This window comes from Brevundimonas sp. C43 (assembly GCF_030732185.1).
GTDB lineage: Bacteria > Pseudomonadota > Alphaproteobacteria > Caulobacterales > Caulobacteraceae > Brevundimonas > Brevundimonas diminuta_C.
In genome coordinates, this window is the sequence record NZ_CP132231.1 from 1,982,371 (window position 1) to 1,995,711 (window position 13,341).

At 63.0% G+C, this 13,341-nt stretch carries 17 protein-coding genes and 1 pseudogene; 9 read left to right on the top strand and 9 right to left on the bottom strand.

Translation table 11 applies throughout. The features are described 5' to 3' along the window. Positions 1-17 precede the first annotated feature (17 nt). Positions 18-1,094 carry a ribosome small subunit-dependent GTPase A gene (gene rsgA, locus Q9R14_RS10045; protein WP_306002272.1) on the bottom strand — a complete coding sequence of 359 codons (1,077 nt, stop codon included), beginning with the start codon at positions 1,092-1,094 and terminating at the stop codon, positions 18-20. Between the two features lie 178 nt (positions 1,095-1,272). Between rsgA and Q9R14_RS10050 the strand changes: the two genes are divergently transcribed. Then, positions 1,273-1,524 carry a DUF2171 domain-containing protein gene (locus Q9R14_RS10050; RefSeq protein ID WP_055805252.1) on the top strand — a complete coding sequence of 84 codons (252 nt, stop codon included), beginning with the start codon at positions 1,273-1,275 and terminating at the stop codon, positions 1,522-1,524. An 18-nt stretch (positions 1,525-1,542) separates the two neighbouring features. Here the strand turns inward: Q9R14_RS10050 and Q9R14_RS10055 are convergent, their stop codons facing one another. Beyond that, a complete protein-coding gene (locus Q9R14_RS10055; RefSeq protein ID WP_306002273.1) occupies positions 1,543-2,196 on the bottom strand; it encodes a DUF1345 domain-containing protein in 654 nt (217 codons plus the stop codon). Positions 2,197-2,343: 147 nt separating this feature from the next. Here Q9R14_RS10055 and Q9R14_RS10060 point away from each other — a divergent pair, with 147 nt between their 5' ends. From Q9R14_RS10060 to Q9R14_RS10070, 3 genes are all read left to right on the top strand, one after another. Further along, positions 2,344-2,487: a hypothetical protein gene (locus Q9R14_RS10060; protein WP_306002274.1), complete on the top strand. Its 144-nt coding sequence runs from the start codon at positions 2,344-2,346 to the stop codon at positions 2,485-2,487. Between the two features lie 161 nt (positions 2,488-2,648). Beyond that, positions 2,649-3,338: a DNA polymerase III subunit epsilon gene (locus tag Q9R14_RS10065; protein WP_306002275.1), complete on the top strand. Its 690-nt coding sequence runs from the start codon at positions 2,649-2,651 to the stop codon at positions 3,336-3,338. Positions 3,339-3,535: 197 nt separating this feature from the next. Beyond that, entirely contained in the window at positions 3,536-3,814 is a 279-nt protein-coding gene (locus tag Q9R14_RS10070; RefSeq protein WP_306002276.1) for a hypothetical protein, read from the top strand. On the opposite strand, the gene Q9R14_RS10075 is transcribed toward Q9R14_RS10070, so the two are convergent. The 3 genes from Q9R14_RS10075 to Q9R14_RS10085 all read right to left on the bottom strand — a co-directional run bounded on the left by Q9R14_RS10075 (position 3,811) and on the right by Q9R14_RS10085 (position 5,277). Beyond that, the gene (locus tag Q9R14_RS10075) at positions 3,811-4,449 is read right to left on the bottom strand and encodes a recombinase family protein (protein WP_306004142.1); all 639 of its coding nucleotides are present in this window, start codon (positions 4,447-4,449) and stop codon (positions 3,811-3,813) included. The two genes, Q9R14_RS10070 and Q9R14_RS10075, sit on opposite strands and share 4 nt — an antisense overlap. A gap of 86 nt (positions 4,450-4,535) precedes the next feature. After that, complete coding sequence (locus Q9R14_RS10080; protein WP_306002278.1) at positions 4,536-5,009, bottom strand: GNAT family N-acetyltransferase; 474 nt, start codon at positions 5,007-5,009, stop codon at positions 4,536-4,538. A gap of 31 nt (positions 5,010-5,040) precedes the next feature. Then, complete coding sequence (locus Q9R14_RS10085; RefSeq protein WP_306002279.1) at positions 5,041-5,277, bottom strand: hypothetical protein; 237 nt, start codon at positions 5,275-5,277, stop codon at positions 5,041-5,043. Positions 5,278-5,825: 548 nt separating this feature from the next. Between Q9R14_RS10085 and Q9R14_RS10090 the strand changes: the two genes are divergently transcribed. Further along, positions 5,826-7,280 carry a hypothetical protein gene (locus Q9R14_RS10090; protein ID WP_306002280.1) on the top strand — a complete coding sequence of 485 codons (1,455 nt, stop codon included), beginning with the start codon at positions 5,826-5,828 and terminating at the stop codon, positions 7,278-7,280. 15 nt (positions 7,281-7,295) lie between these two features. On the opposite strand, the pseudogene Q9R14_RS10095 reads toward Q9R14_RS10090, so the two are convergent. Both Q9R14_RS10095 and Q9R14_RS10100 read right to left on the bottom strand, forming a co-directional pair. Next, a pseudogene (locus tag Q9R14_RS10095) lies at positions 7,296-8,231 on the bottom strand (IS3 family transposase); the annotation flags it as partial. Beyond that, positions 8,216-8,482, bottom strand: a complete 267-nt coding sequence (locus tag Q9R14_RS10100; protein WP_003170335.1) for an IS3 family transposase — start codon at positions 8,480-8,482, stop codon at positions 8,216-8,218. The gene Q9R14_RS10100 and the pseudogene Q9R14_RS10095, both read right to left, overlap by 16 nt. Positions 8,483-8,547: 65 nt before the next feature. Between Q9R14_RS10100 and Q9R14_RS10105 the strand changes: the two genes are divergently transcribed. Continuing rightward, on the top strand, positions 8,548-10,011 hold the full coding sequence (locus tag Q9R14_RS10105) for a hypothetical protein (RefSeq protein ID WP_306002281.1): 1,464 nt from the start codon (positions 8,548-8,550) through the stop codon (positions 10,009-10,011). Between the two features lie 38 nt (positions 10,012-10,049). Here the strand turns inward: Q9R14_RS10105 and Q9R14_RS10110 are convergent, their stop codons facing one another. Further along, positions 10,050-11,288 carry a Y-family DNA polymerase gene (locus tag Q9R14_RS10110; RefSeq protein ID WP_306002282.1) on the bottom strand — a complete coding sequence of 413 codons (1,239 nt, stop codon included), beginning with the start codon at positions 11,286-11,288 and terminating at the stop codon, positions 10,050-10,052. Next, positions 11,288-11,662, bottom strand: a complete 375-nt coding sequence (locus Q9R14_RS10115; RefSeq protein ID WP_306002283.1) for a S24 family peptidase — start codon at positions 11,660-11,662, stop codon at positions 11,288-11,290. Before Q9R14_RS10115 ends, Q9R14_RS10110 begins: the two co-directional genes overlap by 1 nt. Before the next feature lie 78 nt (positions 11,663-11,740). Between Q9R14_RS10115 and Q9R14_RS10120 the strand changes: the two genes are divergently transcribed. From Q9R14_RS10120 to Q9R14_RS10130, 3 genes are all read left to right on the top strand, one after another. After that, positions 11,741-12,004 carry a hypothetical protein gene (locus Q9R14_RS10120; protein ID WP_306002284.1) on the top strand — a complete coding sequence of 88 codons (264 nt, stop codon included), beginning with the start codon at positions 11,741-11,743 and terminating at the stop codon, positions 12,002-12,004. 3 nt (positions 12,005-12,007) lie between these two features. Next, positions 12,008-12,865: a hypothetical protein gene (locus Q9R14_RS10125; protein ID WP_306002285.1), complete on the top strand. Its 858-nt coding sequence runs from the start codon at positions 12,008-12,010 to the stop codon at positions 12,863-12,865. Between the two features lie 100 nt (positions 12,866-12,965). After that, on the top strand, positions 12,966-13,340 hold the full coding sequence (locus Q9R14_RS10130; protein ID WP_306002286.1) for a hypothetical protein: 375 nt from the start codon (positions 12,966-12,968) through the stop codon (positions 13,338-13,340). Position 13,341 lies beyond the last annotated feature (1 nt).

A 13,341-nucleotide genomic window follows, 5' to 3' on the forward strand; every position in this document is an offset into this window, starting at 1 on the left:
CGGTGGCGCCATCGACGCTACCGATCGGCCCCGCCCCGATCGTTGCGCTTCGTCGCGCGATAGACCTTCTGCAGGCCGCCCAGCCGCCGACGTTCCGCAGCCCCGGCGATCCGCTCCGCCTTGTCCCCCGCCGCCTCCAATTCCGACTTCAGCTTCTGGAAATGCGTCCAGCGCGATCCCTCCAGCGTGCCGTCCGCCAGGGCCGCCTGGACAGCGCATCCCGGCTCGCTCACATGGCCGCAGTTGGTGAAGCGGCACGCCTGCATCAGGTGTTCGATGTCGTCGAAGACCGCTTCCACACCCTCTTCGGCGTCGATCAGACCCACTTCGCGGATGCCGGGCGTGTCGATGATGAGACCGCCGCCGGGCAGCGGGATCAGCTGGCGGTGGCTGGTGGTATGCCGTCCCTGGTCGTCGGATGCGCGGATCGCCTGGGTCGCCATCCGATCCTCGTTCAGGAAGGCGTTGACCAAGGTGGACTTGCCGACACCCGAGGAACCGATCAGGACGCAGGTCTCGCCCGGCTTCACCTGAAGACGCAGCGCCTCAAGGCCGACACCTTCGCGCGCCGAAACGGTCAGGACCAGGGTCTGCGTCTCCAGCGCCCCCACCTGAGCGGCCTCGGCTTGGGGATCCGCGCTCAGATCCGACTTCGTCAGAACGAGAACAGGCCGGGCTCCGCTGTCCATCGCTGCAGCCAGGAAACGCTGTATCCGGCGCGGATTTAGATCCGCATTCATCGAGGTGACGACGAAGGCCACGTCGATATTGGCCGCCAGAATCTGGGTTCGACGCGCGCTGTCCGCCGCCCGCCGCATGAAGGCCGTGCGGCGGGGCAAGACGGCGTGGATGGTGGCGGCGCCGTCGTGCGGGTTCGGTGACAGCGCCACCCAGTCGCCGACGGCAGGCGGCCCAGTCTCCTGGGCTTCGTGCCGCAGTCGGCCGGACGCCTTGGCCTGAAGCTCGCCCGCATCCGTAACGACCAGATAGCCGTTGCGATGCTGGAGGATGACGCGGCCCGGCGTGTGACCGGCATGGGCATGCGGCGCAAACGCCGTCGCCCAGACCTCGGACCATCCATACTGTTCGATCAAGTCAACGGCATCCCTGTCGCTCGCGCTCCTCAGCCGGCTTGTGCTGAACACTCTCCCAAAGCCTTGCCAGTCGGCGGGGCCGCGAACAAGCACGCTCGCCGTCGCATCGCCTCGGGAACGAAATGCCGGTCGGCGGCGCTCCGCTATCGACACGATGTTCAGCGAGGAAAGAACGGCGATGAGCGAGATCAAGGAAGGCATGGAAGTCATCGGAGCCGACGGCGTGCACGTCGGCGTCGTGGACCGGGTCGAGAGCGACCGGATCAAGCTGACACGGCGCGAGAACACCGGCGCCCACGCCGATCACCACCACTATATCGAGAACGGCTTCGTCGCCGGCGTCGAGGGCGACAAGGTGCGCCTGTCGGCCAATGCCGACGTCGCCGTCACCCTTGAGGAAGAAGAGTCCGGCCGCCCGGTCGATCTCTGACCGAACGGCTGCGCGTGCCTAAAGCAACGTGGCGGCCAGATTGACCGTCAGCGCCAGGATAACGGCGTTGAAGAACCAGGCGATCAGGCTGTGAAATGTCGCCAGGCCGCGCAGCTTGCGGCTGGAGATTTGCACATCGGCCGTTTGGTTCGCCACGCCGATGATCAGGGCGAAGTGTAGAAAATCCCAGTAGTCCGCGTCCTCCTCGCCAGGAAAGATCAGCCCCCCCTGATCGCCCTTGCCATCGTCGCGCGGGGCGTAGAAGCCGTGGGCGTAATGCAGGGCGAAGATGATGTGCACGTACAGCCACGACAGGCCGACGGTGCATACTGAAAAGGCCGCCTGCCCGACGGTCGGCTTGCCGTCGCTGGCCACCATGGCGAGGACGAGGACCACGACGCTGGCCACGGCCGCCGCCATGCTGAGCGGCAGGACCAGAACGCCCGCCTGGTCCAGTTCCGCCGCGCGGCGTCGCACCGCCTCCTGAGAACGCGCGCGAAAGATCCGCGCAAAGGTCGCGACGAGAAAGGTGGCGACGCCTGCGTCCCAGCCGGCCGCCAATCGCATCGGCCAGCCGAGGCTGGTCGGCGCCAGCGCCGATACGGCCGCCAGCACCAGCAGCCCGAGCCATAACGACAAATGTAGACGGAACAGGCGCGCGACAGATCCCATGCCGCGAGATTGCGCATTCCTGGTCGCACGTCCAGCGACCGCGCGGCCTGCGCAGCGGCGGCGACCAAAAAGCTTTCCGTCTCATTGAGGGACACGACTGCCGGCGACGTCATAGAAGTGTCGCTTATCGTTTCGGGGGAAACGTAAATGCTGGTGTCGATCGTGATCGGCGAGGCTCTTTATCTGGCGCATCGCTGTCGGCGGGCGTTGATCGCCTCGGCCGTGGTGCTGGACGGTCTGTGGGCCGTGATGACCGTCATGCCGCACGGGTCGATCCGTCTGCCGAACTGACGAGAAGCTGTCGGCGGTCTTTCCAGGCGCCGGACCGAATCCGGCGCCCCAGGCGTTGTCAGGTGTGAACCCACGCCGAGGACGCCCTGACCGATTTCACGCCATCACCCCAGCGCATCCGCGTCATCGACCTGGAGACGGCAGGGTCCGGCCCTCATGACGTGTGCGAGATCGGCTGGCAGGACGTGGTGCGTGACGGGGCCGGCCCATGGCGTCTGGATGCGACGCGCGGCGCCCGTTTTGTAAATCCCGGTCGGCCGATTTCGCCCGACACCATGGCGATCCACCACATTCGGGACGAGTGGGTTCAGGACGCCGGCTATTGGAAGGCTGTCGCGCCGCTCATCCTTCGTCCCGAGGCGGGCGTGATCGCCCTGGCGGCTCACCGCGCCAGCTTCGAGCAGCGGTATTGCACCCCTGCCCTGTCAGGCGGCGCAAAGTGGATCTGCACCTGGAAATGCGCCCTGCGGCTGTGGCCCGACCTGCCGCGCTTCTCCAACCAGATGCTGCGCTATCTGCGCCGGCCCGAGGGATTGGTGCATGAACTGGGCCTGCCGGCGCATCGCGCCCTGCCCGACGCCTATGTCACCGCTCATCATCTTCGCGACATGCTGAACCAGACGACCGTCGAGCAGCTGCTGGCCTGGAGCCGCGAACCGGGACTGCTGCCCCGCGTGCCCGCCGGCCCCGAGCGCGGCAAGGCGTGGAGCGCGGTCGATGCCGACCGCCTTCAGGTCCTGGCGTCGGGACGCGACATCGACATCGCCTTCACCGCCGCGACCGAGCTTCGCCGCCGCGGCCTGATGACGGACACGGCCGTCCGGACGTCGGATCAGGGACGACTGCTCTAGCGCGCAACGCCAGCCAGCGCTTATGGCGACTGATCTGAAAAGAAAGAGAAATGGTGGACGCGACAGGGGACGCTCCTGCCACGCTTTCCGGTGAGCGTTCCGAAGCGTCTTGATCGTCGATGTCGTCCATGAGAGCGGCTCTGCGGCTGGCGATGAGAGAGTCGCCGAGGCTCTGATCGGACGGGGAGAAGGTCAACGTGTGGAAGCTGGATCACGTCGTCTCTGCGTCCGATGTTGACGCCGAGGAGCAGCGGCTCGCCGAGGTGCTGGCCAAGGCGGGCTACGATGTCGGGAAGCTGTCGCTGAACGCGCTGGCCCAGCAGGTTCTGGCCGAGCGGGCGAAGGCGGTAGTGATGTCTATCGGCATCGAGCCGTCGAACTGGCCGCACTACCCGCTGGGTAATGGGGGCGTCGAGGTGCGCTTCCAGTTCAGCCGCGAGGAAGATCAGGTGAACGCGAAGCTGGCTTTGGCTTAAGCCGGGACGCTCTCCATCGACCGCTTGATGGCGGTCACGGTCATGGGCGACGCACGATGCAGCCGGGCGGTGGCGCGGATGCCCTGACCGTCTCGCAACGATTTCCTGATCGCTTCCACACGGTCGTCGGGCATGGGCTTGCGACCGCTCTTCTTCGTCGTCCGCCGGAGGCCCGAGAACACGCGCTCCCTGTGAATGGCCCTTTCGAATTCGGCAAAAACGCCAAGCATCGAGAACATCATCCGGCCGGAAGGCGTCGAGGTGTCGAGGCCCTGCGTGTGAACGTAGAGGTCTACGTTCTTGGTCTGGATGTCGCCGAGGAAGTGAATCAGGTCAGGCAGGGATCGGCCGATCCGGCAGACCGAGAAGCAAGCGATCAGATCGAACTCTCTGCGTGCGACCCCTTTCAGCAAAGCGTCGAAGCCCGGTCGTTTGTCTCGTCCCTTGGCGCCGGATATGCCCTCGTCGAGGAACGTCGCCACGATCTCCCAGTCCTGCCTCTGGGCCACGGCTCGCAGATCACGAAGCTGGTTCTCGACGGTCTGGTTTTTGTCCGCCGTGCTCACACGGCAATACAACGCCACACGCTTGGTCAGGGTGTTCTCCGATCCGGTGATTGGAGAACAGGCTCTCATGGATCGGTAGGCCGTCAACCAGATCGGCCCCGACCTATTCGCCGCAGATTTTGCGGTGAATAGCGGCCGTAATCACCGCACGGGCGTCAGAGGCTCTTGCCCATGCGGTAGTTGCGGAAGGTCTCGCCCCGGAGTTCGACGTCCTGCGCCTCGATCACCTCGAAGCCGTTGCGTTCGAAGAACGGGCGGGCGGTGATGCTGGCCTCGGTGAACAGCCGGTCGATGCCGTGTCGGTTCGCATGGTCGTGGATGTGATCCAGCAGGGCACGCGCGACGCCTTGGCCTTGGTGGTCTGCATGGACGAACATCATGTCGATGTGGCCATCTGGCTCCAGATCGCTGAAGCCCGCGATTTCTCCGGCGACTTCCGCCACGAAGGTCGGTCGGCCGCCGAGGCGCGTCGCCCACTGCTCTCGGTTCACCGCGACCGGCGCCCATGCGTCGATCTGGGTCGGGCTGTAATCTCGTCTGGCCACCCTCCGAACTGATCCGGCGAACAGGTCGATCAGCACATCGAGGTCTTCTGCGCGGTAGGCGCGGATGCGGATGTCGTTGTTCATGGCGTCGTCGGATATCGGAGGGGCGACGCCTTTAGCCGGGCGAGGAGATGTCTTCCAAGGGCATGACGAACATCTGGCTGTAGCCTTGGTGGCCATCGCTGGTCGTGAAGACGACGAACTCCTCGCCCGCCTGTTCTGCCGCCTCGCGCACGATGTTGCTGAACTCGTCGATGTGGTCAGGCTTGCCGATCAGCGTGAAGCCGTCCCGCTCGACCTTTACGTCGTAGGCGGGGGCGCCGCGCTTCAGCTTGTCGAGGAGCCGTCCCATGGCTGAAGCAGAACATGGCTCTGCGAGGGGCACAAGCTGATCCCTCAAACAGATGGAAGCGGGCACAAAAAATCGACTACGCCAACACTGGGTTTGCGGGCCGTGAAACACAGCGATTTCCACCCCTGTTTTCGAGAACAGTCGTGGCGGGATTATCGTGCGATCTTCCAGCCGACGATCCCACGATCAGGCTGAAGCCTCTGTCAGGATCGTAGCCGACCTCGCTCCGACTATGCCGCCATCTTCCCGACCGATCTGGCGGCGGCACCCTTGGGCACAGGGAGGGAGGACTTTCCCCCTTTATCGGCTCTCCTAATAAGACCTCTATTAGCAAAGCCATTAATGGGGGAAAGTTCGGCCGAAAGACGAAGTGGTCGCTCCGCTCCTTCCAGAACCCTCTCTTCCCACGTCGATTAATATGGCCGCCGCCAGTTCTCGACGGTTATAAGTAAGGTAAGGTGGCGGACACCGTTGGAGGTCATGTTCCAACGAGGATCAGCAGGTCGATCACGTCCGCCATCACAACCCTGACCTGACACGACCTTACCATGACCATCTACGAACCCATCTGGGCGAAGTATTACGCCCCAAAGCTGTCCGCGCGCGAGATCAGCCAGTTCCGCCGAGCGGAAACACGAAACCCGTCGCTGCTTCTCACCGACGTTATCCAACCAGAATCTTTCGATCCCAAGACCCGTCGCTACATGGCTGTCGCAAACCGAAAAAAGGTCGGGGGCAGAAATCACTTTCTGCGTGCCGAACTGGAAGACAGTCGAGCAGAATGGGAACTGCAATGCCTCTTCACGAACGCCTTGCAAATGTCCTTCCCGTGGGAGGGCGACTTCAGCCATCCGTCAGATCGCGTGGAGATCGCCCCCCATCACATCCTCACCATCGAATTCGATTCGATGAGCCTTGCATTCTTCAAGCAGCAACTTGCTTGGTTCCGCTTCGGAAAAAAGCCGACTGACAGCCCCATCGGCAAATTCGTTCGTCATCTGCGCGACAAGTATGCCGACGTCGCGGGTCTGAACGTCACCTATTCCGGCAACAAGAGCTTCCACTACCACTTCATCGTCGAGACCTCCTTGATCTCGGGGGCTGTGTCAGAGCCGTCGAGCGCGCGGCTCGGCTTCCAGAAGGCGTGGGATCGTTTGCGAGACGAGTTCGTCAACTCCCCCGATCTCATGGTTCCATCAACCGAACGACCGGATGAGAACCTTCGGAACCCGGAAAATTTTCGACGTCTCCCCAACGGCGTGCGTCTGAACGACAAAAAAGATCACTTCTTCGGCGTGCCGGTTGGCGATGTGCTGATGCAGGTCGTGATGTGGGAGCACCTGACGCTCCAGCGAAGCCGAGGCGGTAGTCAGACGCTTCTCGTTCCTGCCGATTTCTCGATGGCGGCCTCAACATCCTGCAAGGCGCCTCGGGCAGGTGGCGCACAAGTTCAGACCACGATCCAGCCGGGCGAAGAGGCATACTGCGCCGCCAAGCTCGAAGCGATCTTCAATGGCGTTGAGGCTTGGCCGAAGTTCGCGGGCTTCGACCGTTCACATGGCGATCTGCGGGCGCAGTTCTTCAACTCGCCCGACGACAAGAACCCGACGTCGATGATGCGATCCGACTTCGCGACCGTGTTGGTGCAAGGCGCCAATCCCGATGGCCTCACGAATGTCGAGGATGCGGGAGGAACTCTGATGCCCCGACTTCCGCGCCCACTCGGCGAGATGATGGAACTCTGGTCCGAGGAGCACCGGCAGCGTCAGCTTGGCCCCGGCGGTCGGGTGCGGGTGCCGGTTGAACAGCAGTTCGCAGACTCTGCCACTACAAAGGTCGCTGCCACCAGCGCGCTCGGCGAGGTGATCCACGACCTCATCCCCAGCAAGATCACCCGACCGGGCGTCGATCTGCTGTGTGCTCCAGAGGGCATCAGCAAGTCGGGCACCTTGCTCGCGAACCTGCCTCGCTATCACCGGCTTCTTTCCGGCCATGGCTTGTGACGTGCCCCTGAGTTTTCATCCAGCGGCGACCAGAGTCCTTGGGTTAGTTACGCCTCGCAGCGTGGGGTGAGCAACAGGCCGGGCCGCGCAGCTTTCATCCTGCGCAGCGGGTCGGCCTGTTGCGGTCAGACTGGCGGCAAAAGCCTCCGGGGTGAGGTAGCCGATCGACGAGTGCGGCCGGCGGGTGTTGTAGTCCAGCGCCCAGGCGGCGACCTTCTGGCGGGCGTGATCCAGGCTGAAGAACAGGCTCTCGTTGAGCAGTTCGTCGCGCATCCGGCCGTTGAAGGATTCCACAAACCCGTTCTGGGTCGGCTTGCCCGGCGCGATGTAGTGCCAGTCGACGCCATGATCCTGCGCCCAGGCCAGGATGGCGGTGGACGTGAACTCCGTGCCGTTGTCGCTGACGATCATGGCGGGACGGCCCCGCCGAGCGATCAGCGCTGTCAGCTCTCGCGCGACGCGGCGTCCCGAGATCGAGGTGTCGGGGATCGCCGCCAGGCACTCGCGGGTGACGTCGTCGACCACGTTGAGAATGCGGAAGCGGCGGCCCGTGGCGAACTGGTCGTGCACAAAGTCCAGCGACCAGCGGGCGTTCGGCCTGGCCTCGACCAGGATCGGCGCGCGCGTGCCCATGGCGCGACGACGTGAGCGGCGCTTGCGCACCGTCAGGCCTTCCTCGCGATAGAGCCGGTAGATCCGGTTCTTGCCCGAGGGTTCTCCCTCACGCCGCAGCAGCACGAACAGCCGCCGATAGCCGAACCGTCGCCGCTCGACAGCCAGGGCGCGCAGCCGCTCCCGCAGCGCCGTGTCCGGCTGTCGGCAGGAGCGATAGCGCACCGACTTACGGTCCGCCTTGATGATGGAGCAGGCCCGTCGCTCGCTGACGCCGAACGCCGCCTTCAGATGGGCGACGGCCTGGCGCAGCGCCGCGGGCCCTACCACTTTTTTGACAGCAGATCGTTCAACGCGGCTTTGTCGAGCATGGCGTCGGCCAGCAGGCGCTTCAGCTTTCCGTTCTCGTCTTCCAGGGCCCGGAGGCGCTGGGCGTCCGACACGCTCATCCCGCCGAACTTGGCCTTCCAGGCGTAGATCGTGCCCTCCGACACGCCGTGCTTGCGCGCCAGCTCGCCCGCTTTGGCGCCGGCCTCGTTCTCCCGCAGGATCCCGATGATCTGCTCTTCCGTGAATCTCGCTCGTTTCATTCCGTCCGTCCTTTCAAGGGCCGGACTCTAGCTCCGCGTGGAGGAAATTCTCAGGGGCACGTCACTTGCCGCCGTGGATGATGTTCGCGTCACCGACTTACGACGGCGCAGAGGAAAAGTCGCAAGCCTTTAACGACAGGATGGGGACCGCCGACAAGGGTCAGTTCGCCGCTGTCGTGCTGCCCTCTTTCTCCAGAATCTACGAGGAGGAGTTCGGTGGCCGGGGGACAGGCTACATCAGCCATACCGAAGCCGCTCGGTCGGGTTTCTCGTCTCGCTTCGACGCTATTGGCAAACTCCAGCCGAGGATCATGGAGCGCATTCGGAGCCGTTATGCGGCTCTGCATGGTTCCTACGAGGGCCGACACCCCGTCTTCTTCACCGTCCATCCGGTGGCCCAATCGTGGGGCAGCGGCCCTGACAGCCGCTTGCTGCTCTCGCCGACCTTTTGGGAAAACCCGTCAGAACGCGGCGCGCTCCGATCAAGGCTGATGGAAGATACCCGCTTGGGTTTCCTGATCCACGACGAGATCGACGCCAAGAGCATCGTCGATTTGCACCCTGCCGAGACGGTCGCGACGGTGCGCGCTTTGGCTGATGGTGCTGGCTGGACATCGAAGACGGCGAAGGCTGACAAGTTCCGTGACCATGAGCGGTTTATGGGTCAGCTTCCACACTCGCAGTTCGTGGCCTTCGAAGATGCATGCCGCATTGCCGAGACGGCAGAAACGGAGTGGGACGTCATCGCGGCTCGGCCCGCCGGTGAGTATGGTCCGCGCTCCAACGGCTTCGAGAATATCTACGATCAGGCTGATGAGCGTCACTGGTGCTTCCGCACCCGCAACTGGGCGAACATCGCCGCCCATAAGACGCTCATCCTCACGACCGAGGCGGTGCCTGTCGCATTGGCCGAACGAGCCGGTCAGTGGAACATCACCGCGCTCGACACTCCCTTGATCGAGAAAGATCGGGTGGAAACGCACCCTATGCGATCCTTGAAATCATCGACGGCCGCCGAGCACGTCGCTGACCGCGCGAAGGACGCTAAAGAAGCCGGATGCGAGCTTTTCGCGATTGGCAACAAGCTCGACGCCCTCGAAAACACCCGCTCGCACATCGCCGCGAAAGGTTCGAACGAACTCATCGGCAAGGACATCATCCAGACGATGACCCTGATGACCCCGGACGAGTATGCGCGGTATCAGGCCCTCAATGCGTGGACGGGTCGAGATGACCTCGCCCGCCTCAAGCACATCGACGACATCAACCAGTCTGCGGGGCGCAACCTCGGCTTCCGCGCGCCCCCAACCGGGCCGAAACCCAACCACACGCTGCTGATCAACCGACGTCTGTTCGGCTGCCTCGTCCCCTTGTTCAGTCACCTGCGCTACGATCTGATTGACGCGACGGCGCCGCAGTCGCGGAAGAATGCTCGAAAACGCGGCCAGAAGGTTCTGCATCCGCTCCCGACCAGCGGAAACCGTCAACTCCAACGGATTAGGACTGCACTGGCCGACCTCGCCGCCTGACATCACAGCATGTGGGCAAACCTCGGCTCGCTTCTCGGTTAGGACCGCACTTCCATCAGTTCGTCGATGCGCGTGGTGTATCTGGGTGATCGGTTATTGGCTCGCGTGGACCAAGGCGTCACCTGACGTATCCCGCCGGGTCGTAGCGTTCCTCGGCCGAAGCGGGCGTTCACTGCATCCAGTGCAGTCATCAACTTCTCCGACCTGACGGGATCGACTGTCGGCAGCAGATCGCGGGGTGCGTCCTGTCGGGCTTGTAGGTCCAGCAGGATCACGCCCGCCTTGGCGTAGCGCGTGTCTGGTTTCCACATCGACCGCCCGGCCGCGACAGCCTGACTGATGATCGCGAAGCTGTCGGCGGTTGGCTCGATCTCGAACGACCTCTGCCCGTGATACCAAGGGTCGCCGTTGTGCGGATGTGTGTGGAAGAAGACCTGCATCGCGCTGGCGACCAGACCGTGCTGGCGACATTTCTCGGCAGCGCGACCGGCGTGGACGGCCAGAGCCTCTCGCATGTCTGTCCACGTCTCGACCGGTCGTCCGAACATCCGCGTCACCGCAGCCGTCTGCTTCTGATCCGGCGCAAGCGTGAGAGGCAGACACGACACGCCATTCAACTCGGCATGAGTCCTCTGCCCTGTGACCGTCATCAGCTTCCGCACGCTCGCTGATGGTAGCGCGGCAAACTGCTCGACAGTGAAGACGCCGAGGTTGTTGAGCTTCGTCTGGTTGGCTCGGCCGACCCCCCAGATTTCGTCGATAGGCATGGTGGCGAACGCTTCGCGCCGGATGTCGATGTCGCCGAAGTCGGAGACGCCGGTTGCAGTCTTGGCGTGCTTGTTCGCCAGCTTCGCCAACGTCTTGGTCGGCCCAATACCGACGCATGTCGGAATCTTGGTGATGCGGCGCACCCGGTCTCGAACCCGGCGGCAGTAATCCACCCTCGCGAAGGCGGTCAGGTCCAGAAACATCTCGTCGATGCTGTAGGGTTCGACCCGCGCGAAATGGTCGGAGAGAACCTCGAAAACCCTCCGGCTCATGTCGCCGTAGAGGGCGTAGTTCGAGGACTTCGCGATTACGTCTCGGTATTCCGGCTTGCGCTTCGACAGGTGCCAGACCTCGCCCATCTTGATCCCGAGAGCCTTCGCTTCGGCCGATCTGGCGATGGCGCAGCCGTCGTTGTTCGACAGCACGATCACCGGCTTGCCGGTCAGGCTGGGATCGAAGGCCCGCTCGCACGAGACATAGAAGTTGTTGCCGTCGATCAGGCCGAACATCAGACATCGGTCCTGACCAGTGCGGCGATCATGGCCCAGACCTCCGTCTCGTCAGACACCGGCTGCGGCGCATCATTCGAGGGTTCGAGCCACCACTGCCCATCCTTCTCGGTCAGGATCGCGAGGACGACATCGCCGTGCAGGAAGGCGACGCAGACTTTCCCCGAGCGTGGCTCGGCATCGGTGTTGACCACGAGGATGTCGCCGCCATGGATGCCGCGCTTCCGCAGCCCCTCGCCCTTGACCCTGACCGCATATCTCTGGGGCCGACGTAGCTCCAGCAATTCGGCCAGATCGGGCACGGCCTCGACATGATCCTGCGCCGGGGACTGGAACCCCGTCGTCTCGTCACCTCTGTAAACGGCTGCACCCATCCAGCCTCAATGTTCTCTTTATGTTCTCAATTCAAGGCGGCTTGGAGAGTCGATCCACAGCCGCTACCAATCACTGTTATGAACGAAGCCGAAAAAGCCCACGAGCGGACAAACAACAAACTGTTCTACGGGTTTATCGTCGTGGCCCTTCTGGTCGTGGCCGTCGTCATGATGAACCGCGATCCGGCGGACGCCCAGCGAAGCTCCGACCGGAAGGAAGCGGTGAAAGCCTGCTCGGAGCGTGGGATGAACAGAGCCTACCACCAAGGCTATTCGCCTAACGACGAAGACATCGAACGCATCGTCGTCAACTGCATGAATGCTCACCCGCGCGAGCGTTAAGGCATGGCCTATTCCGACATCGACCAAGAGGTTGTGATCCTCAAGGCAGCAACAGAAATGCTGCAAGGGATGGTCAATCACTCCCTGCTGATGCCGCTGTCGCAGGTCGAGGACACGAACGTCCAGTTCAAGACTGACACCGCAGCGACCCTTTTCAACATCCTGCTCGTGGACTTCCTGTCGCCGGTCACGGGTAAGGATCGACCCTATGATCTTCGGCGCCAGCCGGAAGAGCAGGGCTTCGTCAAAACCGCCGACACCACGTTCCTGTTCTACCTTCGGCAGGTGATCGCGAACCCACTGACGGGTCACGACGTGACCTCGTTAAAGCACCATGTCGAAGCCTTCGCGTCATGGCTGGAAGACTCATCGCACATCGAGCGTATGAACCTACCGTCCGCTCAAATGACGGAAGCTCCATTCGCCATCCAACGGATGCGCTACCTCAAGCTATGCGGCAACATCGCCAAGCACAGCTTCGCTCGCTTGGGAAAGGATCAAGCGAACCTGCTCGACGCGCTCGCCACCAACGGTGTGACCGTGAAGGAGGGGCATATCACCCCCGTCCTTGAAGAGTTCTTCGCGTGGTTTCACCACGACCTGTTCCTCTATCACGCCAGCACCATCGTCGAGTTTCTGAACAACATTCGGTGGGCGATCTACGACTATCTCCGACTGGCGCACCTACTTTCCGAGACCGAGATAGAGGTCGGGACTTACAAGTTCCCCAGCTACAATCCGCCGCCCGGTGTCAGCCACGACCTCGCGAAAGAACTATGGTGGGGCATGATGTGGCAGCACCATCGCAAGCCGTTCTTCCCCCGGTTCTCCGTCGATCCAATCATGAAGCGACGGTCTTGAACCCTTACCGCGCTTGCCGCGCCAGCGGTTTCACTCTGCGATCTGGTTGACGATCCCGACTTTCATGAGACCCTGAAACTCCACAGCAAATGGAGGTCAGTTGGCGCCGTTCGAAGAGCCGCTGCGATGTCTCGCGGTCAGTGCAGTCCTTAACGAGGCTGGCGAGGTCGATGGCATCGAACTCGAAGCATTCCTGAACCACGTCGCGGGCCGACATCAGTGGCTTTCAACCACGGAATGGCTTTTCGTCGAACCTCCTGCCGAGGCTGAAGGGCACATCACGGTGCCCGTGGTGATGCCGGAAGAGCGGGCAGTTCAGGCAATCTTGAATGATCTGACCAACGAACCGCAGCGGATCATCTTCGACCTGCCGACAACCCCGGCCGAAACGCGGAAGTGGCGGTGGGTCGCGTTCCAGAGCGCGCCGAACAATCAAGGGCAAGGCCGTTTCCCATGGGAGGCCGTCCATGCGTGAT